The sequence below is a fragment of the Kitasatospora sp. NBC_00458 genome, from assembly GCF_036013975.1.
GTDB lineage: Bacteria > Actinomycetota > Actinomycetes > Streptomycetales > Streptomycetaceae > Kitasatospora.
In genome coordinates this window covers 6,974,638-6,999,180 of record NZ_CP107904.1, presented here as the reverse complement: position 1 = coordinate 6,999,180, position 24,543 = coordinate 6,974,638, and the positions used below count along the sequence as shown (strand labels likewise).

Here is a 24,543-nt window from a genome sequence, read left to right as displayed (position 1 = left end):
CCCCGGGTCGCGCCGAACCGCTCGGGGGCGGGCGCGGGCGGCGGCGACGCACCCGCGGGCACGGTCTTCCACCCGGATCACGGAGCGCGGGGAATTCCGCGATCCCGGAGGGCCGTGCCCGCCCCGTCCTCGCACCCACTCCCGCCCGCTCACCGAGCCGACGTGCCGAACCGACGTGCCGGGCCGACCCCGGCGGCGAACGACCGCCGAAATCCCGGATCCCGTCCTACGACGCGAAACCGGTACCCCGGTCGGCGAATATCCTCATGGCGTCACCCAGGAATTCCACCATCCTGGGATGGTAGGAGTTGTGGAAATCCCTCATGGCGTCGTCCTCCGCGTAGAAGAGCGCCATACCGACGTAGGCCCGCCGGGAAGGGGTGTAGAAGCGGCAGGCGATATCGAAGTGCCTGCGCACGAGCTCCTGGGTCTGCCGGTCCCCGGGCAGGGAGCCGTCCACGCCGACCGCGATCTCCCTGTACAGGACGTCCCAGTCCTGGTGGACCTGCTCCCTGTCCACGTGGCCCCAGTCGCCGGTCTCGGCGAGGCTCTTCGCCTGCTCCTCGGCCATCGACCGGCGGCACTCGTCGTCGTACTGATTCCCCATGGCACCAATTCTCGTGGTTGTCCGGCGACTTCAGTCGACGAGAAAGTCGACGTGCCGAAATCGACCGACTGCCGATCCAGCCCGAACAGTGACACTCACCCGCCGGACCGGCAAGCCATTTACCGAGCCGCTGCGGGAACCGGGACCGGGACCGGGGCCGGGCGCTCCCCGTTCAGCGGGCCGCGGCCTCCAGCAGGACGCGGGCCAGTTCACGGGGCTCGGAGAACATCGGCCAGTGGCCGGTCCGCAGCTCGGCCGCGTGCCAGGTGGGGCCGGTGAGGAGGGCGGCCACGGCGGCGGGCGGCTCGGGGCTGTCGAGCAGGCAGGTGAGGTACGTCGCCGGGAGTTCCCCGAGCGGGCGGGCGAGGGCGGCGGGCTCGGTGAGGCTGCCGCCGGGGTGCGGGGTGGCCCCGGCCACGATGCGGGTGATCTGCTCGTCGGTGAGGCCCTGGCCCGCGAAGTCGGCGGCGGTGAGCGGCGGCCAGAAGCCCACGTTGGCGGCGACCGCCTCCGCCACCTCCTTGCCCCACGGCCCGGCGGCGACGAACGGCTCGCCGTCGACCGGGACGACGGCGTCGACGAACACCACGTGCGCCAGCCGGTCGCCGATCCGCTCGGCGGCCTGGCCGACCGGGACGACGGAGTAGCTGTGGCCGACGAGGACCACGTCGCGGAGGTCCCGGCGCTCGACCAGGTCGACGACGTCCTGGACGTGGGCCTGCTGGCCGGCGGGCTCGCCGCGCCGCTCGGCGAGGCCGGACAGGGTCAGCGGATGGGCGCCGTGCCCGGCCGCCCGCAGGTCGGGGACCACGTCGTCCCACGCCCAGGAGCCGAGCCACGCACCTGCCACCAGTACGAATTCCGTCATGGCGGCACGGTAGCCGCCGGGTACGACAACCGGTCCGGGGCGTGCGGGCGCGGGCAGGCGGCCGGTCTCGGGCGGGCGGCCGGTCGCGGCCGGGCGGCCGGTCGCGGCCGGGCGGGCGGCCGCGGGCGGGCGGCCGGTCTCGGGCGTGCGGGGCGCGTACTGCCGTGCGCGCGCCGCCGGGCGCGAACGCCCTGCGGCCCGGCGCCTACTCGCCGCGCAGGTCCGCGAGGTGGGCGAGGACGGCGAGCACGCGGCGGTTGCCCTCGGCCGGGTCGAGGTCCAGCTTCATGAAGATGTTCCCGCAGTGCTTGACCACCGACGCCTCCGTGATGCTCAGCCTGGCCCCGAGGGCCTGGTTGTTCAGGCCCTCCGCCATCAGCCCCAGCACCTCGCGCTCGCGCGGGGTGAGCCGGGCGAGCGGGCGGTCGGCGGACTGCTGACGGAGCAGCACGCGGACCACCTCCGGGTCGATCACGGTCTCGCCGCCGGCCACCCGGCGCAGCGCGTCCAGGAAGTCGCCGACGTCGCCGACCCGGTCCTTGAGCAGGTAGCCGAGCCCGGCCCGTTGCGCGCCCGCGGCACCGAGCAGCCTGGTCGCGTACGGGGTCGCCACGTACTGGGAGAGGACCAGGACGGGCAGGCCGGTGTGGCGTTCGCGGAGTTCGAGGGCGGCGCGCAGGCCCTCGTCGTGGAAGTCGGGCGGCATCCGGACGTCGGTGACGACGGCGTCCGGCCGCTCGGCGTCCACCGCGGCGGCGAGTGCGGCGGCGTCCCCGACGGCGGCGACCACCCGGTGGCCGCCCCGGGTGAGCAGTTCGACGAGGCCGGCCCGGAGCAGCACGGCGTCCTCGGCGATGACTAGCCGGAGCACGGCACCTCCAGCCGGAGCCTGGTCGGCCCGCCGGTCGGACTGGTCACCATGAGTCGTCCTCTCAGGATCGCCACCCGGTCGGCCAGTCCCTGCAGTCCGGCTCCGGCGGCCGGGTCGGCCCCGCCGCAGCCGTCGTCGGTCACCTGGATCACCAGCCGGCCGTCGGCCACCCGTCCGTGGACGGTGACGGCGGTGGCACCGCTGTGCTTGGCGGCGTTGGTGAGCGCCTCGGTGACGGTGAAGTAGGCGGTGCTCTCGACCGGGCCGGGCAGTCGGCCGGGCAGGTCGAGGTCGACCTGCACGGGGACGGGGTGGCGCAGCGCGACCTCCGCGACGGCGGCGGGCAGCCCGTGGTCGGTGAGCACCTGGGGGTGGATGCCGCGGACGAGGTCGCGCAGCTGTTCCAGGGCCTTCCGGGCCTCGGCCCGGGCGCGGTCGACGAGCACGGCGGCCGGGTCCGGGGCCGTCGGGGCCGGGGCGGTCCGCGCGGCCGGGTCCGGGACGGCCGGGTCCGGGACGGCCGGGTGGGCCGCGGTGCCCGTCGGCCGGGCGCGCTCGCGCAGTTCGTGGGCGGCGAGGCCGAGGGTCATGGTCAAGGCGACGAGCTGCTGCTGGGCTCCGTCGTGCAGATCGCGTTCGATGCGGCGGCGCTCGGCCTCGAAGGCGTCGGCCAACCGGGCGCGCGAGCGGGTCAGTTCGAGGACCTGCGCCCCGTGGTCCTCCTCGCGCGGGCCGAGCAGCAGCCGCGCCAGCCGGACGTGGGCGGTGGTCAGCAGGGCGCCCGCGTAGGCGCCGAGCAGCAGGCCCGCGAACCCGACGGCGGTCGCCGGGAGCGCCTGGAGCGGTCCGGGGACGGCGTGGCCGGGGATCAGCATCACGGTCTCGGGGGCGAGCGCCCAGACCACGACCGGACTCACGACCAGCGCCGCGGAGAACCCCAGCAGGGCGGTGAGGCCGAGCCCGGCCGCGGTGAGCGCGGGGACGGCCAGCGCGGTGTGCGCGAGTTCCCGCCAGGTCGCCCGCTCGCGCAGCCGGGTCCGCAGCCGGGCGCGGCGCCCGGCACCGGGCAGTACGGGGTGCGGGTCCGGTACGGGGTGGGGTTCGACCAGCCGGAGCCGACGGCGTTCGAGGGCCCCGGCGGGCAGGCCGGCGAGCGCGACGGCGAGCAGCAGCGGCAGGCCGATGCCCGCCACGGAGAGGGCGAGGCCGAGCACGGTGAGGAGGACGAGGAGGACCGTCACCGGCAGGCCGAGCAGCGCACCGCCGACCAGGTAGGCCCAGCAGCGCGGCACGTGGCGGGTGAACGGGAAGCGGAGCGGGTGGGCGCGCAGCGCGGCCCAGACGGCGACGGGCTGCGACGGCGGTGACGGCGGTGACGGCTGCCCGGGGCCGCCGTCAGGGGGTTCGGCCGCACCGGACGCGGGCCCGGAGGGGGGTCGTCCGGCGTTCCGGCGGGAGGTGTCCGGTTCGGCGGCGGCCGGTTCGGCGATGACCGGCCCGGCGGCGTCCGGGTGCCCGCCGTGGAGGGCCGTACCCGTACGACCGCTCTCGCCTGCCCGCCCCTTGCCCATCGAGCCACCCTAACCGACCGGCTGACGCGCCTTCCGGCCGCTCCGCCGGCCCCGGCGGAGCCGGCCGCCCTGAGCCGCCCCTCCGCCGCTCCCACTCCCGCCCCCTCCCCCTCCCCCGGCAGCGGCAGCGGCAGCGGCACCGGCACCGGCACCGGCGGGCGGCTGACGGGTGAGGGCGACCGCGCCGATCACGGCGAGCCCGCCGAGCAGGGTGTTCCAGCCGACCGGTTCGGCGAGCAGCAGGGCACCGAACGCGGTCGACCAGAGCGGCGTGACGTAGGTGACGGCGGCGGCGACCGCCGTCCCCGCGGTGCGGACCAGGTCGAGGTTGAGGATGTAGGCCACGCCGGTGCCGAGGGCGCCGAGGACCAGCAGTGCGGCGGCCGGTCCGGCGCCGGGCCAGTGCGGGGCGCCGGCGGCGAGCGGTGCGGCCAGGGCGAGTTCCACCCCGCCGCAGGTGATCTGCGCGGTGGCGAGGGCGGTCGCCGAGTGCGGCCGGCCGGCGAGGTGGCGGCGCAGGTAGGCGAAGCCGGCCCCGTAGCAGCAGGCGGCGGCCAGGCAGGCGAGGCCGCCGGCCGCCTCTCCGGAGGAGGTGCCGATCCCGCGCCAGACGCCGAGGACGGTGAGCACCCCGGCGAAGCCGAGCCCGAGCCCGGCGAGCCGGCGCGGACCGGGACGGCGCTCCTCGGCGACGGTGGCGACCGCGAAGAGCAGGGCGAACAGCGGGGTGGTGGCGTTCAGCACCCCGGCCAGCACCGAACTGATCCGCGTCTCGCCGTAGGAGAAGAGGACGAACGGCGCCGCGTTCAGCAGTACGGCCACCACGGCGGAGTGGCCCCAGACGGCGGGCGAGCGCGGGGCGGCCTCCCGCCGGAGGGCGAGGATCGCCCAGAGTGCGGCCGCGCCGAGGAGGCACCGCCAGCAGGCCACCCAGACCGGGGGCACCCCCGCGTCGACGGCCACCTTGATCAGCGCGAAGCTCGCACCCCAGATCGCCGACAGTGCCACGAACCCCGGCCACCGGTGCCGTCGCATCCGGACCACCCGCCTTCCTCGGTCCCTCGTCCCTCGCTCCGGGCGGCGGGCCGCTCCGCGCGGCCTCCGGAGAGCACCGCGCAGGCCGCCCGACCGACCGCGTGGACAGAGGGTGGCGCGTCGGCGGATCATGAGTCCAACAAGTCATAGTGCGCAGTGGATGAGGAAGTCTCATGGCAGCAGAGGTGAACCTCGCCCAGCTCAGGGCACTGGTCGCGGTGGCCGACGCGGGCGGTTTCGGGTCGGCGGCGGCCGAGTTGGGCGTCAGCCAGTCCGCCGTCTCGCACGCGGTGGCGGCCCTGGAACGCGCCCTGGGCGCACCCGTCCTGCACCGGGGCGCACCGGCGCGGCCGACCCCGCTGGGCGAGCGGATCCTGCCGCACGCCCGGACGGCGGTCGCCTCCGCGGCGGCCGTCCACGCGATCGCCGCCCACCACTCGGGCGGGCTCACCGGAACGGTGCGGCTGGCCGCGCCCACCACCGTCTGCCAGGGCCTGCTCCCCGGCCTGCTGCGCGACTGGCGCGCCGCGCACCCGCGGCTGACCGTGCGGGTCTTCGAGGGCGAGGACGACGAGCTGGCCGTCTGGCTGGAGGCCGGCACCGTGGACGCGGCGGTCCTCGTCGACACGGCGACGGCGCCGCCGGGGGCGGTCGCGCTCGGGAGGGACGCCATGCACGCGCTGCTGCGCCGCGACCACCCGCTCGCGGGCGAGGCGGCCGTCGGCGTCGCCGACCTGGAGGACGACGACTTCCTCCTCTCGGAGGGCGGTTGCGAGCAGCAAGTCCGGAAGGCCTACCGCCGGGCGGGCATCCGGTTCACGCCCCGGCACCGGATCCGGGACCTCAACACGCTGATCGGCATGGTGCACGCGGGCGTGGGCGTCTCGGTGATGCCGGCGCTGGCGCAGCCGATGCTGCCGCCGGAGTGCGTGCTCGTCCCGCTCCGGCCGGCCGTGCACCGGACGCTCACGCTGACCGGCCCGGCCGGGCGGCCGTGGTCACCGGCCGTCAGCGGCCTGCTCGCCGCCGTCCGCACCGGCAGGTCTGACGCCCCGGCCACCTGAGCGCCGCCCGCGCCCGACAGACCATCGCACCCGCGACGCCACCGCACCCTCCAGGCCACCGCACCCGCGCCCGCGGGGAATCCGCGTCGGGCACCCGCACCCGGCCGGTGCCGTCCCACCCCGCACGGCCCGGCGCCGGACGGCCCGGCGCCGGACGGCCCCGCGCCGGACCGCCGTGGCCGGTCAGCCGGTGGCGCAACGCCCTCGAACGGGACGCGGGCGGTCGCCCTCCGGACCACCCGCAGCGGCGGCCGCCCGCCGGATCGCACGCGGACGAGCTTCCCGCCCCGTTGACGGCCACTTCCTGACAGGTCTATACCAGTGGAGGCCCTGCGACGACCGACGACCCGGTCCCGCCGCGGGCGATCCCGGCCCGGCGCGCCGCCCCCGAGAACCGGTGCGGGCGGGCCTTCCTCCGCCGTTTCCTGAGAGGTATCCATGGAACGCGCACTTCCCCCACAACCACGACACTCCAGAAGACGGCTGCCGTTCGGCCCGCAACGGGCCGCCCTCGCGGTGGCCGGGGTGCTCGGGCTGGTCGCCGGCGGGCTCGCGGCGGTCGCCGCGAACGCGACCACGGCGGCCGTCGCGCCGGCCGCGGGCGGCATCGGCAGCAACTGGTACGCCTCCGCGCCGTACCTGATGCCCGAGGACAACAGCCCGCCGGACGTCTCCACCGTGATGGACGCCACCGGCCAGAAGGCCTTCCAGCTGGCGTTCATCCTGGACAAGGGCGGCTGCAGCCCCGCCTGGGGCGGCACCTCGTCGATCGACACCGACACCGTGATGCCCGCGGTGATCCAGACCGTCCGGGCCAAGGGCGGCGACGTCTCGGTGTCGGTCGGCGGGTACGGCGGCACCAAGCTCGGGCAGACCTGCGGGACGCCGGAGGCCACCGCCGCCGGGTACCAGAAGGTCGTCACCAAGTACCAGTTGAAGGCCATCGACTTCGACCTGGAGGAGCCCGAGTACGAGAACGCCGCCGCGATCCGCAACGAGATCGGTGCGGCCCGCATCCTCCAGCGCGACAACCCGGGGCTCTACGTCTCGATCACCACCGCCGGCACCACCGCGGGCGGCACCGGCTGGTTCGGGCAGCAGATGCTCAACGAGGCCAAGGCGCAGGGGTTCACGCCCGACAACTACTCGATCATGCCCTTCGACGGGGGCTTCAACGGCGCGGCGGCGCAGACCGACGCGCTGGTGAAGTTCAACCAGATCCTGCGGACCACCTTCGGCTGGTCGGAGGCGGAGGCGTACGCGCACGAGGGCGTCTCGCTGATGAACGGCCGCACCGACGTCGCCGAGTACTTCCGCCAGGCGGACTTCCAGGCGGTGCTGGACTTCGCGCTCGCGCACAAGCTGGCCCGGTACACCTACTGGTCGGTCAACCGGGACCGGCAGTGCCCCGGGACGGTCGACCCGGGACTGTCCGGATCCTGCTCCAGCGTGGTCCAGAACGACTGGGACTTCACGAAGTTCACCGTGCGGTTCGCCGGCGCCACGCCGCCGACCACGCACACCACACCGCCCACCACGCCGCCGACCAGCCCGGGGGCCTGCACCGACCCGCCGTGGAGCTCCGGCACGACGTACACCAGCGGCAACAAGGTCTCGTACAACGGCCACAAGTACCACGCCAAGTGGTGGACGCTGAACGAGAACCCGTCCGCGAGCGGGCAGTGGGGCGTCTGGTCGGACGACGGCCCCTGCTGAACGTCCGTCCCGTCGCCCGCGGGGGCGGCATGGCGTGACACGGCGTGGCGCACGACCGGCCCGCCCGGCGACGGGCCGGCCGTGCGCCACGCCACCACCCGCCGGGCCACCGGGACGCCGTGGCGCCGTGGCGCCGGGACATCGTGGCGCCCCTCCGGGCTACACCGCGACGAAGCGGCGCGGGCCGTCCACGGTGACCACCCGGCCGAAGCGCAGGCCGGGGAAGTGACCGGCGACCAGGACGTCCCCGGTGTCGGCGGCCTCGTCCGCGATCCGGTTGCGGACGGCCGAGGCGGCGACCGGGTCGACGTCCCACACCACCTCCCAGTCCCGCTCGGCGAGCTGGACCACCGAGTGGACCACGTCGCCGAGCAGCAGGGCGCGCCGCCCGCCGGAGGAGGCCACGTAGACGGTCGACCCGGGCGTGTGGCCGGGGGCGTGACGGGCGTCGAGCCCGGGCGCGACGGTGAAGTCCTCGTCGAACAGTTCGAGCCGGTCCTCGACCGGCGCGAACTTGGCGGCCGCCGGGCCCGCCGTCGCCGGACCGCCGCCGCTGACGAAGTGCTCCCAGTCGGCGCGGTGCAGCCGGTGGACGGCGTTCGGGAAGACCGGCCGGCCCTCGTCCGACACCCAGCCGATGTGGTCGGCGTGCAGGTGGGTGAGGACGACGTCGGTCACCTCGTCCGGCCGGATGCCGTACGCGGCGAGCGCGTCGGGCAGGGCGCCGCCGGTGTACCGGCCGTCGTCGTGGCGGCCGAGGCCGGTGTCGACCAGGACCACCCGGTCGCCGGTCCGCACGCAGAACCCGCCGAGCGGGAGTTCCAGGCTGCCGTCCGGGTGCAGGTGCTCGGCGTGGCACTCCCAGGGGTCGGCCACCCCCGGGCGGCCGAGGATGTCCCTCGCCGCCTCCCGGCCGGTGCCGTCGCGGACGGGGAGGATCTCGATGTCACCGATGCGCATGATCGTCCGCAACCACCCGGGCCCGGCCGCCATTCCCGGGCCGACGGGCGCCGTACGGACGGACGCCGGGCGGGCGGACGGACAGGCGCCGGACGGGCGGACGGACGTGCTCGCGGTCTCCCCACCCGGGCAGGCGCCACTCCGTCGGCGGAGCGCGCACCGGCGACGCGCCGAACGGGCAACACGCCGGGGGTGGTTGAACCGGATCGGGCACGAACCTACAGTGGCGCCACCCCGCCGCCGCCCGTCACCGGGCACCACCGACCATGACGGCCCCTCGCGCGGGCCGGCGCCCCCGACCGGGCGGACGGCTCCCCCAGCACCGCGAAGAGGCTGCCATGACGATGCTCCTGGTCCACGGCTCCTACAAGATCATCGGATCCGAGCCGGACGGCGACACCGTCCGCTTCGTCCCGACCGACCCGAAGGCCTGGGACCGGCTCCCTGGCTGTCCGGTCAAACACAGCACCGCCACCGGGGAGACCAGACTCCGGCTCGACGCCGTGGACGCCCTGGAGACCCACTACGACCGGACCGGGCCCGAGGTCAGCCAGCCCCACGAGTTCGCCCACGCGGCCCGGGACACGCTGCTCGCCTTCCTCGGCTTCACCAACGTCCAGCACGACGGCGAGAAGGTCGTCGCCGCCACCCCCGCCACCACGCCCGGCTGGATCACCACCACCGGCGCCGACAACCTCGGCCGCTGCGTCGCCCTGATCGGCGTCGGCGCCCCGCCCGGCGCCGACGGCAGCCAGATCCAGGTGGACGTCCCGCTGCTGCGGACCACCGCCAACCACGACCTGCTCACCAAGGGCCTGGCCTACCCCACCTTCTACAGCAAGCTGTTCCCGGACCTCCGCGCCGAACTGACCACCGTCGCGCACCGGGCCCGCACCGACAGGACGGGGCTGTGGCGGGACGACGTCACCACCTCCGCCACCGGGGCGGTCATCCCCGACATGGCGGCGCTCACCGGACTGGTACTGCTCCCCAAGCTGTTCCGGCGGCTGGTCGACCACTTCAACCTGGTCGGGGAGTCCCTGACCTGCCTCCCCGCCTTCCTGGCCGGCGCACAGGACCAGGTCAAGGTCCTCCCGGCCGACCGGACCGAGCTGAGCCTCAAGCCGCTGGTCCAGGTCCTCAACGGCAACGCCGTGCGGATGACCGTCGAGGTCGAGGACCTGGTCTTCACCGAGGGGTGAGCCACCCCCGGATCCGGGCCCGGGCGGGGCGCCGGCCCGCCCGGGCCCGTCCGCGCCCGGGCGGAGCGCGGACGGAGGCGCGGACGGAGGCGCGGACGGGGCGCGCTGCGGCGGCGGCGCCACGGCGCGAAACGAACACCCGTACTCCCAGCGGATTCTCATCCCCGGCGCGGACGCCGGGCCTCCGGCGGCGCGAGCACCCAGGACCCCTTCGGCCGTACCGGTGGTGCGTGTGCGCCACCGCGCACCCCCGTGATCACCGCCCCGCCCGGCGGCGCCGCCGGACCGCCACAGCCATTGACGAGTACGCGGAAAGCGTCGTTAGGATGTCGGCCACCCGGACGGCGGACGCCCTGCCAGCCGCCCCGACCGGGACCGCCGTTCCGTCCGCACGCGGGTTGGAGGGGGCCATGCTGCCGAACGACACGGCCGGGCGGCCGGAGTACCCGCCCGCCCTGCGCGGCGACACGGCCGACGACCTCGGCGGCCGCAGCGTCCCGGACCCGTACCGCGCCCTGGAGGACGCCTCCGCCGCCGCGACCGCGGCGTGGTCGGCCGGCCAGCGGGAGCTCTTCGACCGGCTGCGCGGCGACTGGTCCGCGGTGGCGCCGTTCCGCACGACGATGGAGCGACTGACCGCATTCGCACACCTGACGTCTCCTCAGACCACCTCGGAGCTGGCCTTCTTCACCGCCCGCGGCCCGGACGCCGAGCACCCCGTGCTGACGGTCGCGGACCGTTCCGGAGCCCGCCGGGTGCTCTTCGACCCTCAGCGGCACGACCCCACCGGCCGTACCGCGCTGGGAGGTTGGACACCCGACCCGACCGGCCGGCTGCTCGCCTACCAGACCACCGAGGGCGGGTCGGAGGAGTACACCCTGCACGTGCTCGACGTGGCCACCGGCCGCACGGTGGACGGGCCGATCGGCGGATGCCCGTACGGAGGCGTCGCCTGGCTGCCCCGCGGCGACGCCTTCTACCACACCCGGACCGGCCCGGACGGCGGCGCCCGGCTCCACCTGCACCGGATCGGCGGGGACCCGGCGGACGATCCGGAACTCCTCGGAGCCGGAGCGGAGTTCGAGCCCGCCGCCCCGACCGCAGCAGACCACGGCACCGAGGGCCACCCCACCGGAGACGGCCCCACCGGGGACGGCCCCACCGAGGAGGACGATCCGGCCGAGGAGGACGATCCGGCCGTCGGCACCGCCGACCTGGACGCCGTACTCGGCGCCGACGGCCGCCACCTGGTGGTGGTCACCGCCGACGGCCTCTCCGGCGGCAACCGGGTCCGGATCGCCGACCTCCACCGATCCCCGCACGACAAACCGGAGTTCGCGCCGATCCCCGCCCTCGAAGGCGGCTGGACGACCCCGTGGCCCGCGACCGACGGCCTGCTCTACCTGCTCACCGATCTGGACGCGGACCGCGGCCGGATCCTGGTGACGGACCCGCGGACGCCGGACGCCCGGCCGCGCACGCTGATCCCGCAGGACGACCGCGAGGTGCTGGACTCCTTCGCCGTCCTCGACGGCCCCGGACTCTCCACCCCGCTGCTGCTGGTGCTCCGTTCGGCGGGCGGGCACGGCCGGATCACCCGGCACGACCTGCGCACCGGAGCGCCGCTGGGCGAGGTCCGGCTGCCCGGCGCGGGCACCGTCACCGACCTGACCTTCCGCCAGGGCGGCCACGAGGCCTGGTTCACCTACTCGGACCCCACCACGCCCGAGACCGTCCACCGCCACGACGCCCGCCGGGACACCACCGAGGCCTGGCCGGCGCCCGACGGCACCGCACCGGGCCACACCACCGCACCGCCCGTCGCCACCACACCGCCAGCCGCCACCGCACCGCCCGTCGCCACCGGCCTCCCGGAAGCACCGGCCCCCGCGGTCCTCGTCTCCTGGACGACGTGCACCTCCGCCGACGGCACGCAGGTGCGGCTGCTGCTGACCCGTCCCGCCGACCGCCCGGACGGCCCACTGCCCACGATCCTCCAGGGCTACGGCGCCTTCGGCGAACCGCAGGTCGCGGACTACTACGCGGCCGCACTCGCCTGGGCCGCCCGGGGCGGCCTGTTCGCCGTCGCGGCCGTGCGCGGCGGCGGCGAGGAGGGCGAGGAGTGGCACCGCGCCGGCATGCGGGAGCACAAGCAGCGCGGCATCGACGACTTCCTCGCCGCCGCACGGCACCTGCACGACCGGGGGCTCTGTCCGCCGGACGGGCTCGGCGCGTTCGGCCAGAGCGCCGGCGGCCTCCTGGTCGGGGCGGCACTGACCCAGCGTCCGGACCTGTTCGCCGCCGTGGCCGCCACGGCCGCCCCGCTCGACATGGCCCGCTACGAGCTGACCGGCTACGGCCCGTACTGGACCGACGAGTTCGGCAGCCGCGAGGACCCCGGGGAACTCGGCTGGCTGCTCGGCTACTCGCCGTACCACCACGTCGTACCGGGCACCCGCTACCCCGCGGTGCTCCTGACGGCGTTCGAGGACGACGCCCGGGTCGACCCGCTGCACGCGCGGAAGATGTGCGCCGCGCTGCAGCACGCGACCGCCTCGGCACGCCCGGTGCTGCTCCGTCAAGAGGCCGGGGTCGGCCACGGCGCCCGCGCACGCAGCGGCCGGCTCGCCTATTTCGCCGACGTGCTGGCATTCCACGCCGAATACCTGGGACTTTCCGTTCACCCCGGCCACACCTAAAAGATCTCACCGGAAAACCGGTACGACATCTTGTCCGGGAACTTCCGCCGTGAATACCATGGAGCCAGACCCGAGGGGGGAGGTGATTCTGATGATCAAGAAGTCCACCAAGCGCTACAGCAGCGCCGCCAGCACCGCCAAGGGCTGAGAATGAAAGCGGCGGGGCCCTCACCAGCGGCGCCCCGCCGCCTTTCCCGATCCCACCCCGGTTCCGCTCCGACTCCGGCCGGCATTTCCCGTCGAGGACACTCCGGGAATCCGCGGCCACCTCATTCGAAGAAATCCGACGATCAGCTTCCGAGGGGTATTCGTGGCACGTCCGGCGCTCAAGACGAGCATCCCCTACTTCGTTTCCGACGGGTCCGTGCACTTCCGGATGGGCGGCGACCTGACCTCGCTGGAGGACCCCGACGGGCGCGTGCTCGCGCTGCTCCGGCTCCTCGACGGCACCCGCGACTTCGACGCGGTGCACCGCGACCTGAGCGCCGGGTACCCGGACGTCACCGCCGAGGACGTGCACGACGCCGTCCGCGACCTCGACGAGACCGGCCTGATCCAGGACGCCACCGACCGGGGCGAGGACTTCGACGCGGCCGCCCGCGAGCGCTGGTCCAACAACCTCGGCTTCTTCGAGACCTACGCCTCGCTGGAGACCTCCAAGTACGAGTTCCAGCGCCGCATCCGCAACGCCCGGGTCGCCGTCCTCGGCGTCGGCGGCATCGGCTCGCACACCCTGATCGACCTGGTCGCGATCGGCTTCACCGACATCCGGATCGTCGACTTCGACAAGATCGAGGTCTCCAACTTCAACCGCCAGATCATCTACGGCGAGCCGGACGTCGGCCGCACCAAGGTCCACGTCGCCGCCGAGCGCGCCCGCCGGCTCAACAGCGGCGTGCGGATCGACGCCGTCGAGGCCAAGCTGATGTCCGCCGACGACGTCTACGCCGTGGTGCACGACCGCGACATCGTCATCGCCGTCGTCGACCGCCCCAAGGTGCACGTCGCCCACTGGCTCAACGAGGGCTGCGTCCGGGCCGGCACCACGCTCATCGGCGGCGGCGTCGACACCCAGCGGGCCATCCACTACACGATGGTGCCCGGCGTCAGCGGGTGCGTGGAGTGCTGGTACGGGCAGGTGCGGCGCGAGGACGCGACGTCCCGGATGGTGCTGGACGTCCTCGACGACATCGACCGCGAGGGCAGCGCCTACGGCGAGGACACCGCCGCCTTCAACGGCCTGGTGGTGGTCGCCGCCGCCCACATGGTCTCCGAGATGGTCCGGCTGGCCTCCCGGGTCTGCGAGCCGCTCTCGGTGGGCCGGCTGCTGGAGCAGACCTTCCACAACCCGCGGGTGCGCGAGGCCGAGACCTGGAAGCGCGACCCCGACTGCACGGTCTGCCGCGACGCCCGGCCCTCGGCCGCCGCCGCCTGGCTGGCCCGCGACGACCGGGAGCTCCCCTTCTGAACCCGTTCGCCCCGTTCACCGACCGGCCGGGAGACCTGGCGGGATCGCCGTACCGACGGCGCCCGCCGGGCTTTCGGCACGCCCGCCCGCGGGCCTTTACCGCATTTCCCCGACCGGCCCCGCGGCCGTGTCACGCGATCCCCTCCGACCTCCCGACCCTGCATTTCCCCCGCACTTTTCCCGCACTTCCCATGCATCTTTCACAACTATTTTCCCGATCTTTTCCCATGCCGATTGCCGATCCTCCTCCCCCGAAGATCCGCACCCCCGAAAAGCACACAGGAGAACGCCGGTGCCCACGGAACCGCTGACCAAGAACCATCCCGTCGCGAACTCGGCGGACCTCCGGCTGCGCACCGCTTTCCTGGTATCCAGCATCGGCGACTGGATCTACCGGCTGGCCATTCCGGTCCTGGTCCTGAAGATCACCGGATCGGCCACCTCCACCGCCCTCGCCTACGCCATCGAGTTCATCCCCTACATCGCGATCGGCCTGGTCGCCGGGGTCATCGCGGACCGGTTCGACCGGCGGCGGGTGATGATCCTCTGCGACCTCACCTCGGCGGTCCTGGCCCTCGCCGTCACCGCGCTCGCCCTGCTCGACGAACCGCCGCTGGCCGCGATCTACCTGTGCGCCTTCCTACTCGCCTGCGTCCGCCCGTTCTACTTCCCCGCCTTCCAGGGCTTCCTGGTCGACGTGGTGCCCGAGCAGCGCCTCGCCCGGGTCAACTCCTGGACCCAGACGGTGGACAGCGCACTCGGCTTCATCGGCCCGGTGGCCGGCATCGCCTTCGTCGCGGCACTCGGCGTCTCGCTCTCCGCCCTGGTCAACGCGCTCTCCTTCGGCGCCTCCGCACTGCTGATCGCCGCCATCGCCCACACCCGCCCCCGCGCCGCGGAACCGACCACCGCCAACAGCATCGCCAAGGACTTCGCCGGGGGACTGCGGACGCTCTGGACGATGAAGGCGGTGATGTGGGGCACGGTGCTGATGGCGCTCTCCAACCTGGCGGCGTGGACGATCGAGGGCAGCCTCTTCTTCCTGATCCTGGAGGTCGAGGACATGCCGAAGGTCGTCCTCGGCCTGGTCTTCGGCGCCCAGGGGCTCGGCGCGGTGGTGGGCGGCGTGCTCGCGCCGCGCCTCACCGACCGCTACCGGCTCGGCGTGCTGCTGGCGTTCGGCATGGGCCTGTCCGGGGCGACGATGGTCCTGCCGGTACTGGTGCCCACCTGGTGGGCGGTGCTGATCGCCTGGGGCGTGGAGGGGATCGCCACCTCGGTGGTGATCGTCAGCTGGTTCACGGCCCGTCAGAAGGTGGTGCCCTCCGAGGTGATCGGCCGCGTGGTGTCGGTCAGCCGGGCCGCCGCGTACGCGACGATCCCGCTCGGCGCGGTGCTGGGCGGCTGGCTCGTCTCCGGGACCTCCCCCACCCGCACGCTGTTCCTGTGCGCCGCCGCGGTGCAGGCGGTAGTGTTCCTCGGCGCCGCGCTCTCCCCGGTGGTGCGCATCGACTCGGGGTCCGGTTCGGGCGCCGACTCCGACCCGGGTGCCGACTCCGGTCCCGGCCACACCCCGCAGGACGCGGTGGGCACGGCCGAGGCGGGATAGCGCGGACCCGAACACGAACCCGAACACGGGTGCGGACACCGCGGAACCGAGCGACACCGGAGGGCACACCATGGGGACGACGGCGAAGGAACGGCTCGCCCTGCGCTACCTCGCGGTCAACGGCGAACACCCGATGACCGAGGCCGACGACGCCTACGTCGACCGCCACTTCGCCCCGCTGGAGGCGCTCTGCGCCCGCCACGGCGAGGACCCGGACGCCGTCCGCGGCCACATGCTCGCCGAGCGCCTCCCGCTGCCCGCCTACCTCCGCTCCGACGGCACCGAGATGGTCGCCCCCGACCTCCTCGAACTCGTCGACGAAGCAGGCGGGTTGGCAAAGCTGCCGGACTGGTTCCGCGGCCACTGGGACGACCCGGAGACCGGCGCGAGCGAGTACGAGTCCTACCTCAGCGGCCAGAACGTCTGCCTGCACCGGCTCCACCCGGTCACCATGCGGCGCAAGGAGGAGCTGGTCGGGGCGATCGCCGAAGCGCTCCGCGACCCCGCCCCGGACTCCCCCTCCTGGCTGGCCGGACTGCACGCCATGGTCGACGAACTCGACGCGCTCGAACCGCCGTTCGCACCGTACGACCGCCTCCGCTTCGACGGCCCGGTCTCCCGGGACACCTGCATCGACGCCGTGCGCCGGGACCACCCCCGGAGCTGAGCCGCCGGACCGGCGCGCCCGTGTCCCGACCGGGTCCCGGCCGGGTCCCGAGAATGGCCGATTCCCGCCCTGGCGCGCCCCCGTGACGCTAGCGTCCTGTCCGACGGCACACCGGACAGAGCGCAGGCAAGGGGACACCGTGGCGCGACTCAGGCACCTGGTCGTAGTGGTTCCGGGCATCGGCGGCAGCATCCTGCAGACCCCCCGGGGGGCCGTCGAGTGGAACCAGAGCCGGCGCCGCCTCGCGGCCGCCCTCACCCGGCCCGACCGGCTGGACCTCGACCGCGCCCCCGACCTCGTCCCCGTGGACCTGCTGCCCGACATCACGCTCATCGGCCCGTACGTCCTCCCCGGCTACGACCGGCTGGTGCGGCAGATCGTCAACCGCTTCGACGACGTCCGCGTCGACACCGCCCGCCCCGACCGCGCACCGGACCCGTACGCGGACCTGGTGCTGTTCCCGTACGACTTCCGCCACAGCATCCGGCACGCCGCCGAACGCCTCGGCGCCGACGTCAAGGCCCGGCTGGACGGCGAACTCCCCGGCGCGCGCCGCCGCCGCGTCATCGTCGTCGCCCACTCCATGGGCGGCCTGGTCGCCCGGTACTGGCTCGGCCCCGGCGGCGGCGCCGCCCACTGCGAGGCCCTGATCACCCTCGGCACCCCGCACCGCGGCGCGCCCAAGGCCCTCGACTACCTGGTCAACGGGATCAAGGTCGGCCCGAAGCGGCTCACCGGACTCACCCGGGTGCTGCGCGGCTGGCCCTCCGCCTACGAGCTGATGCCCCGCTACCGGGCCGTCGGCAGCAGTGACGGCGGCGCCACCCTGTACCCGCGCGACCTGACCGGCCTCCCCGACCTCCCCGGGTTCGCGAAGGCCGCCGAGGCCGCGTTCGAGGTCCACAGGGACATCGAGGACGCCTGGCGGGACCTCGCCGGCCGGGCCGAGAGCCCGCAACTGGCGGCGGTCTTCGGCCGCGGGCACGCCACCCCCCAACGGGCCCTCCTCGCCGGGACCGCCGTCACCGTCACCAAGCGGGCCGCGCCCTGGCTGCCCAACCCGCACTGGCACGGCGACGGCAGCGTCCCCGCGATCTCCGCCATCCCGATCGAGGCGGAGGACGACCTGAACGTCCGCTACCCGGCGCCCGAACGCCACCTGGCACTGGGCTCCGCCCCGACCGTCCTCGACCTGCTCGCCGAGTACACGGACGAGCCGCTGCACGCGGTGCGCGGCGAGGCCATGAACCGCCCCTGGCTCGGCCTCGACCTCGACGAGACCCTCCCGTTCGGCCACCCGGTCGGCCTCGGCATCACCTTCAACCCCGGTGAGGCATCCGGCGAAGAAGCCCCCCGCCCGGAGAAGCCCGGCGAGGACACCAAGGTCCGCGTCCGGCTCCGGCCCGTCGGCCCCGGCTCCACCGCGCTCACCCCCACCCGCTGGCAGGACGCCGTCCGGAACTCCGACGGCGTCTCCTGGCACGCCGAGATCGAGCCGCCCCCGCTCGGCACCCACCGGGTGGAGGTCGAGGCCACCGGCGTCCCCGGCACCGGCCGGCTCACCGCCGGGGACATCCTCGGTGTCGTCGACCTCGGCGCCGTCGACCCCGGCGCCCTCGACCTCGCCGACGGGACGGAGCCCGACGCATGAGCACCGCCTGGCCCCGCTGGACCACCGGCGCCCCCGACCGCCTGCTCTCCTACATCCAGCGCAAGCGGCCCAACGAGCCCGTCCACGGAGCGCCCGCCGACCTGCTCGGCACGGACCTGCCCGCTCCGGGCGACGGGCCCGTCGCCGACCGGGTCCGCACCCTGTACGAGGCCTTCGCCGCCCGCGGCATCGTCTACGCCGACGAGGCCACCACCAGCGACCCCGGCCACCAGACCGTCCGCCCCCCGTACGAGGTCCTGCACACCCCCCGGCACGCCACCTGCCTGGACCTCGCCCTCGCCTTCGCCGGAGCCTGCCTCGACGCCGGCCTCCACCCCCTGCTCGCCGTCGTCGCCGGCCGTTCGGGCACCCCCGCCCACGCCGTCGTCGCCGTCTGGCTGGACGGCCCCTGGGCCAACCGCGCCCACCGCGACTACCGGGCCGACGAGGCCGAACCCGACCCGCTCACCCTGCCCGAGGACTTCCTCGACAGCCTCGCCGACACCGCCGACTCCCCCGGCAGCTACCTCGCCCTCGACATCACCGGCGCCTCCTCCCGGCCAGGCTCGGCCGACCCCCGGCGGCAGCGGACCCGGACCTGGGAGGAGTCCGCGGCCCACGGCGCCGAACTCCTGCGCGAGGCAGCCGAGTCGGGGCGGCTCGCCGTGACCCTCGACGTCGGCCTCGGGTACCCCGGCAGCGAACCCCTCCCGCTCCCCGGCCAGCCGGCCACCGCCGTCCTCGCCGCGCCCTACCAGCCGCTCCCCGAAAGCCGCGAGGAGACCGGTCCGCTCACCCGGCTCTGGGCCCGCCACGAAGGCGTCGGCTTCCTCGACCGCGACGAACTCGACTTCCTGAGCAGTTACTTCAAGGCACCCGACCCAGGCGGCCCGCGCTCCCGGATCGTCCTCCTGCACGGCACCGGCGGCGCCGGAAAGACCCGGCTCGCCGCCGAACTCGCCCACCGGCTCGGCAAGGAGGGCTGGTACACCGGCTTCCTCGCCCGCGACCCCTACCCCCAGGACTGCGCCTGGCTCAGCCGCGTCGCCTCCCCCGTCCTCGTCGTCGTCGACTACGCCGAGGACCACAAGACCGACGACGTCATCAACCTGCTGCGCGCCCTGCGCACCCGCGAGGCACCCACCTGCCTGCTGCTCACCGCCCGTTCGGTGGGCGACTGGTGGGAGCGGGAGATCTCCACCGAGCTGCGCCGCGAGGGCCACCGGTACCTGTTCCAGAAACTGCCGCTCGCCGTCCGGCACCCCCGGCACGCCGCCGTCTACCGGAAGGCGCTGCGGTCCTTCGGCCTCCCCGAGCCCACCGCCTTCACCACCCTCCCGCCGCCCGACCCCGGCACCGGCCGCTGGACCACCCTCGACCTGGTCATGCTGGCCTGGCTCACCGTCCACGAACAGGGCGCCCACGTCGCCCCGACGGCGGAGAGCGACCTCTACGAGAAGATCCTCGAACACGAACTGACGTACTGGGAAAGGACGTACGCGCGGCGGACCGGCGCCGCATCCAGGCGGACCCGCCGGATCCTGCGCCACGCCGGCGCCTGCATCAGCCTCCTCACCCCGCGCGAGGACCGCCTCGACGACGTCCTGTCAGCCATCCCCGAACTCGCCCGGGACAGCAACCGCCGGGACCAGATCGTCGCCCTGTTCGAGGAGCTGCTGCCCACCACCCCCGAGGACGGCACCGTCTCCGTCCGCCCGGACCCGCTCGGCACCCACCTGACCTCCACGGTCTTCGCGGCCGACTCCGAACTCCTCAAGTCCTGCCTGGACGCCGCCGACCAGGACGAGCGGATCAACGCGTGCGTCGGCATCTCCCGCGTCGCCACCTCACCGGACGACACCAGCGGCCGAGCGCTGGCGACGCTGGCCCTGGAAGGTTCGCCGGAGCTGTGGCAAACGGCGCTCGCCGTCGCCACCGCCCAGGGCGGCCCGTTCGTCGGCGCGCTGGAGAACCTCGCCCTCGCGGACCCGAGCCCGCTCCCGCTCGGCGAACTCGCCTTCGTCCTGCCCACGGGCCACGGCGCCCTGCGCCGGCTCGCGCTGATCGCCGCCGAACGCGGCCGCGCCGAGTACCCCGACGACGCCTCCGAGGAGTCCCGCTCGGCCCGGGCAAACTGGCTCAACAGCCTCTCCATCCGCCAGGCGGAGGCCGGTGAGCGGCAGGGCGCACTCACCACCATCACCGAAGCCGTCGACATCTACCGCACCCTCGCCCACGACAACCCCACCGCCTTCCTCCCCAACCTCGCAGGCTCCCTCAACAGCCTCTCCAACCGCCAAGCGGACGCTGGTGAGCGGCAGGGCGCACTCACCACCATCACCGAAGCCGTCGACATCTACCGCACCCTCGCCCACGACAACCCCACCGCCTTCCTCCCCGACCTCGCCATGTCCCTCAACAACCTCTCCAACCGCCAAGCGGGCGCCGGCGACCGGCAGGGCGCACTCACCACCATCACCGAAGCCGTCGACATCTACCGCACCCTCGCCCACGACAACCCCACCGCCTTCCTCCCCGACCTCGCCATGTCCCTCAACAACCTCTCCGTCCGCCAGGCGGACGCCGGTGAGCGGCAGGGCGCACTCACCACCATCACCGAAGCCGTCGACATCTACCGCACCCTCGCCCACGACAACCCCATCACCTTCCTCCCCAACCTCGCCAGCGCCCTCAACAACCTCTCCGGCCACCAGGCGGACGCCGGCGACCGACAGGCCGCACTCACCACCATCACCGAAGCCACCACCCACTACCACGCCCTCGCCCATGACAACCCCACCGCCTTCCTCCCCGACCTCGCCAGCACCCTCAACAACCTCTCCAACCGCCTAGCGGGCGCCGGTGAGCGGCAGGGCGCACTCACCACCGTCACCGAAGCCGTCGAGATCCGCCGCACCCTCGCCCACGACAACCCCACCGCCTTCCTCCCCGACCTCGCCATGTCCCTCAACAACCTCTCCGTCCACCAGTCGGAGGCCGGTGAGCGGCAGGGCGCACTCACCACCATCACCGAAGCCGTCGACATCTACCGCACCCTCGCCCACGACAACCCCACCGCCTTCCTCCCCGACCTCGCAGGCTCCCTCAACAACCTCTCCGGCCACCAGGCGGACGCCGGTGAGCGGCAGGGCGCACTCACCACCATCACCGAAGCCGTCGACATCTACCGCACCCTCGCCCACGACAACCCCACCGCCTTCCTCCCCGACCTCGCAGGCTCCCTCAACAACCTCTCCAGCCACCAAGCGCACAACGGTGAGCGGCAAGCCGCACTCACCACCATCACCGAAGCCGTCGACATCCACCGCACCCTCGCCCACGACAACCCCACCGCCTTCCTCCCCAACCTCGCCATGTCCCTCAACAACCTCTCCGTCCGCCAAGCGGAGGCCGGCGACCGACGGGCCGCACTCACCACCGTCACCGAAGCCGTCGAGATCCGCCGCACCCTCGCCCACGACAATCCCACCGCCTTCCTCCCCGACCTCGCCAGCGCCCTCAACAACCTCTCCGTCCGCCAAGCGGAGGCCGGCGACCGACAGGCCGCACTCACCACCATCACCGAAGCCGTCGACATCCGCCGCACCCTCGCCCACGACAACCCCACCGCCTTCCTCCCCGACCTCGCCATGTCCCTCAACAACCTCTCCAACCGCCAAGCGCACAACGGTGAGCGGCAAGCCGCACTCACCACCATCACCGAAGCCGTCGACATCTACCGCACCCTCGCCCACGACAACCCCACCGCCTTCCTCCCCAACCTCGCCATGTCCCTCAACAACCTCTCCAACCAACAGGCGGAGGCCGGCGACCGACAGGCCGCACTCACCACCATCACCGAAGCCGTCGACATCTACCGCACCCTCGCCCACGACAACCCCACCGCCTTCCTCCCCGACCTCGCCATGTCCCTCAACAACCTCTCCAACCGCCAAGCGCACAACGGTGAGCGGCAAGCCGCACTCACCACCATCACCGAAGCCGTCGACATCTACCGCACCCTCGCCCACGACAACCCCACCGCCTTCCTCCCCGACCTCGCCAGCACCCTCAACAACCTCTCCAACCGCCAAGCAGAGGCCGGCGACCGACAGGCCGCACTCACCACCATCACCGAAGCCGTCGACATCCGCCGCACCCTCGCCCACGACAACCCCACCGCCTTCCTCCCCGACCTCGCCATGTCCCTCAACAACCTCTCCAACCGCCAAGCAGAGGCCGGCGACCGACAGGCCGCACTCACCACCATCACCGAAGCCGTCGACATCTACCGCACCCTCGCCCACGACAACCCCACCGCCTTCCTCCCCAACCTCGCCAGCACCCTCAACAACCTCTCCAACCACCAGACCGACATAGGCGACCGACAGGCCGCGCTCCAGGCATGGGACCAAGCGATCTCGGAGTCGGCCCCGGGACCGGCCGCCGTACTCCTGGTCCAACGCGCCCGTTGGCGCATGTCGCAAGGCCACGACCACCTCGGCATCACGGCCGACCTGACGGCTGCGGCTCACAGTGCCGAGGCCACGACCGACCCCGCGTGGATCGGACCTGCCCGCCGCGAGGTCCGTGCGTTCACCGAGGAGCACCGTGAAGTCCCGCACGACTCACCGGATCTCCCTTCCTGGGCTACGGCGGATCTCCCCCAGGAGTCCGTCGACAGGCTCAACCAGTGGCTCGGACAAACCCGTTGGCTGGACCGGGAGACGTTCCTGCGGCAGCACGCCGCCCAACTCGCCACCCCGACCGAACGCGAGGTCCTCGACGTCTCCGCGACGCTCTTCCCCGAGGCGACCGGTCTGGTCGAACTCGCGGGTCTGCTGCGAGCCGTCGAGGAGCACGGACTCGAAGCGGTGCTGAACGAACAACGCTCCCTCCACTCCGCGTTCGAGACGCTCAGTGCGTGGCTCGCCACCCCCACCTGGCCGGAGGACCTCGCCTACCTCCTCGCACACCCCGAGCTGGAACACGACCCCCTGGTCCGCCGCATCCTGTCCGATCACCCGTCGGATCCCGCAGCGCGGCTGCACCTGGGCATCCTCCAACTGCTCGCCCACGTCAGCGCCCCGGAGGTCTACGACGCCGTCACCGACCCGCCCACGGCCGTCGACCTCGCGGTGGACCTCATCAAGCAGGGCAGGCCCGAGGCGATCGCCCCCTTCTTCATGGCCGTCCCGGCGCTCGCCGGGGTGCCGTTCTGGGCGCCGTACCTCCTCGCCGTCCACATCCTCTGCTGCGATCCGGCCGGGATCCCCGGGATCGACCTCTCCGGAGTCGACCTCTCCGAGGGCGGTTCGCCGGACCTGCTGTTCGCGCGGGCCGCGCGGGAGGGCACGCCGGTGCTCCGTGCCGCCGGAGCGTCGCACCTGCGCAACCTGGCCGCCCGCCGTCCGCAGGACTCCCCCGCCCTCCTCGGGTACACCGGCACGTTCGCCGAATCGCCCACGGCCCCGGAGATCGGGCCCGGCGGCGATGGCTGATGCACCGCCGCCCGGCGTCCCGGCACAGCCTGAGCGGCCGCTGACCGCAGAGGAGATCACCTACCTCCACGCGCTCGGCCAGGTGTTCCACCACGCGCGCGGGTACCTCGCCCCGCAGGACGCCCTGGACACGGCGCTCCGCGCCGCCGGGCGGCTCCGGCACACGGGTGCGGCCTGGGACTCGATCGTCGATGCCCTGGGCATTCCCGAGGACGAACTGCGCCAACGCCGGAGCGAGACGACGGACAAGCCGCACTCACCGGAGCGGACGACACCGCCCCCGGCGCGGCTCACCACCGACTGGGGCAATGCACGGCGCTTCACGGTCGCCGGTACGTCCGTGATCCAGGCCCACTACTCGACGGAGACGTTCTCCATCTCGCAGACCGAGGGTGCGACCATCCACTCGTACGCGCCCTTCGAAGCGACCGGCACCGCGACGGCCACCACCCGGATCGTCCTCTTCCTCTCCGGCGACCCGCGCCCCGGGCAGAACGACTTCGGCGCGGAGGTGGCGCTGGTCCGGGACACGCTCATCGGCAGTGCCTTCGAGGTGTTCGAGCGGACCTCCGTCGCACTCCCGGAGATCTGCCCCGCCCTCGACCGCTACCGGCCGGCCGTGCTCCACATCGCGGCGCACAGCGAGTTCGGCGGGGTGCGCCTCGTCCAGGGCGAGGACCGGCTGGTCATCGACCACACGCTGCTCAGCGAACAGATCGCCCGGGCCCGCCACCCGCCCCGGATCGCCGTGCTGAACGTCTGCGACTCGTCGGACCTGGGCGAGGCGATCGCCGGCACGGTCGGCGCGGTGGTCAGCTGGCCGCACACCCTCACCGACGGCCAGGCGCAGGCCTTCAGCGCCCAGCTCTACCGTTCGCTGCTCAACCACCGCTCCTTCCAAGAGAGTTGCAAGGACGCGGAGGCCGCCCTGGCCGGGCCCCATCCCGGCTGTCCCCCGCCGGTGCTCCACGGCGACGGGTCGCTGCACCTCCGGTAGGCCGAGGCCGAGGCCGTTGCCGGGGCCGGGCGCAGCGCACGCCGCCGCCCCCGCGCC

The 24,543-nt window shown here is 73.9% G+C and carries 16 protein-coding genes; 10 read left to right on the top strand and 6 right to left on the bottom strand.

What is annotated here, in order from left to right; translation table 11 throughout:
• Window positions 1-226: 226 nt before the first annotated feature.
• From OG550_RS28480 to OG550_RS28460, 5 genes are all read right to left on the bottom strand, one after another.
• Window positions 227-607, bottom strand: coding sequence for a TipAS antibiotic-recognition domain-containing protein (locus OG550_RS28480; protein ID WP_327682294.1), 381 nt, complete (start codon window positions 605-607; stop codon window positions 227-229).
• 172 nt (window positions 608-779) lie between these two features.
• The gene (locus tag OG550_RS28475; protein ID WP_327682292.1) at window positions 780-1,475 is read right to left on the bottom strand and encodes an alpha/beta fold hydrolase; all 696 of its coding nucleotides are present in this window, start codon (window positions 1,473-1,475) and stop codon (window positions 780-782) included.
• 205 nt (window positions 1,476-1,680) lie between these two features.
• Complete coding sequence (locus tag OG550_RS28470) at window positions 1,681-2,346, bottom strand: response regulator transcription factor (RefSeq protein WP_327682290.1); 666 nt, start codon at window positions 2,344-2,346, stop codon at window positions 1,681-1,683.
• Window positions 2,334-3,917, bottom strand: coding sequence for a sensor histidine kinase (locus OG550_RS28465; RefSeq protein ID WP_327682288.1), 1,584 nt, complete (start codon window positions 3,915-3,917; stop codon window positions 2,334-2,336). Before OG550_RS28465 ends, OG550_RS28470 begins: the two co-directional genes overlap by 13 nt.
• Before the next feature lie 9 nt (window positions 3,918-3,926).
• Window positions 3,927-4,952, bottom strand: a complete 1,026-nt coding sequence (locus tag OG550_RS28460; RefSeq protein WP_327682285.1) for a DMT family transporter — start codon at window positions 4,950-4,952, stop codon at window positions 3,927-3,929.
• 173 nt (window positions 4,953-5,125) lie between these two features.
• Here OG550_RS28460 and OG550_RS28455 point away from each other — a divergent pair, with 173 nt between their 5' ends.
• Complete coding sequence (locus OG550_RS28455) at window positions 5,126-6,016, top strand: LysR family transcriptional regulator (protein ID WP_327682283.1); 891 nt, start codon at window positions 5,126-5,128, stop codon at window positions 6,014-6,016.
• 438 nt (window positions 6,017-6,454) lie between these two features.
• Window positions 6,455-7,732: a carbohydrate-binding protein gene (locus OG550_RS28450; protein WP_327682281.1), complete on the top strand. Its 1,278-nt coding sequence runs from the start codon at window positions 6,455-6,457 to the stop codon at window positions 7,730-7,732.
• Between the two features lie 159 nt (window positions 7,733-7,891).
• On the opposite strand, the gene OG550_RS28445 is transcribed toward OG550_RS28450, so the two are convergent.
• The gene (locus OG550_RS28445) at window positions 7,892-8,692 is read right to left on the bottom strand and encodes an MBL fold metallo-hydrolase (RefSeq protein ID WP_327682279.1); all 801 of its coding nucleotides are present in this window, start codon (window positions 8,690-8,692) and stop codon (window positions 7,892-7,894) included.
• A 338-nt stretch (window positions 8,693-9,030) separates the two neighbouring features.
• On the opposite strand from OG550_RS28445, the gene OG550_RS28440 reads away from it, so the two are divergent.
• From OG550_RS28440 to OG550_RS28405, 8 genes are all read left to right on the top strand, one after another.
• Window positions 9,031-9,894: a thermonuclease family protein gene (locus OG550_RS28440; RefSeq protein WP_327682277.1), complete on the top strand. Its 864-nt coding sequence runs from the start codon at window positions 9,031-9,033 to the stop codon at window positions 9,892-9,894.
• A gap of 410 nt (window positions 9,895-10,304) precedes the next feature.
• The gene (locus OG550_RS28435; RefSeq protein WP_327682275.1) at window positions 10,305-12,593 is read left to right on the top strand and encodes a prolyl oligopeptidase family serine peptidase; all 2,289 of its coding nucleotides are present in this window, start codon (window positions 10,305-10,307) and stop codon (window positions 12,591-12,593) included.
• Between the two features lie 310 nt (window positions 12,594-12,903).
• Window positions 12,904-14,061 carry a HesA/MoeB/ThiF family protein gene (locus OG550_RS28430; protein WP_327682272.1) on the top strand — a complete coding sequence of 386 codons (1,158 nt, stop codon included), beginning with the start codon at window positions 12,904-12,906 and terminating at the stop codon, window positions 14,059-14,061.
• Between the two features lie 292 nt (window positions 14,062-14,353).
• Window positions 14,354-15,670 carry an MFS transporter gene (locus OG550_RS28425; RefSeq protein WP_327682270.1) on the top strand — a complete coding sequence of 439 codons (1,317 nt, stop codon included), beginning with the start codon at window positions 14,354-14,356 and terminating at the stop codon, window positions 15,668-15,670.
• A 70-nt stretch (window positions 15,671-15,740) separates the two neighbouring features.
• The gene (locus OG550_RS28420) at window positions 15,741-16,337 is read left to right on the top strand and encodes a DUF6058 family natural product biosynthesis protein (protein ID WP_327682268.1); all 597 of its coding nucleotides are present in this window, start codon (window positions 15,741-15,743) and stop codon (window positions 16,335-16,337) included.
• A gap of 139 nt (window positions 16,338-16,476) precedes the next feature.
• Window positions 16,477-17,988: a lipase/acyltransferase domain-containing protein gene (locus tag OG550_RS28415; RefSeq protein ID WP_327682266.1), complete on the top strand. Its 1,512-nt coding sequence runs from the start codon at window positions 16,477-16,479 to the stop codon at window positions 17,986-17,988.
• Complete coding sequence (locus OG550_RS28410; protein WP_327682265.1) at window positions 17,985-23,489, top strand: tetratricopeptide repeat protein; 5,505 nt, start codon at window positions 17,985-17,987, stop codon at window positions 23,487-23,489. Before OG550_RS28415 ends, OG550_RS28410 begins: the two co-directional genes overlap by 4 nt.
• A complete protein-coding gene (locus OG550_RS28405; RefSeq protein WP_327682263.1) occupies window positions 23,482-24,486 on the top strand; it encodes a hypothetical protein in 1,005 nt (334 codons plus the stop codon). Before OG550_RS28410 ends, OG550_RS28405 begins: the two co-directional genes overlap by 8 nt.
• Window positions 24,487-24,543 lie beyond the last annotated feature (57 nt).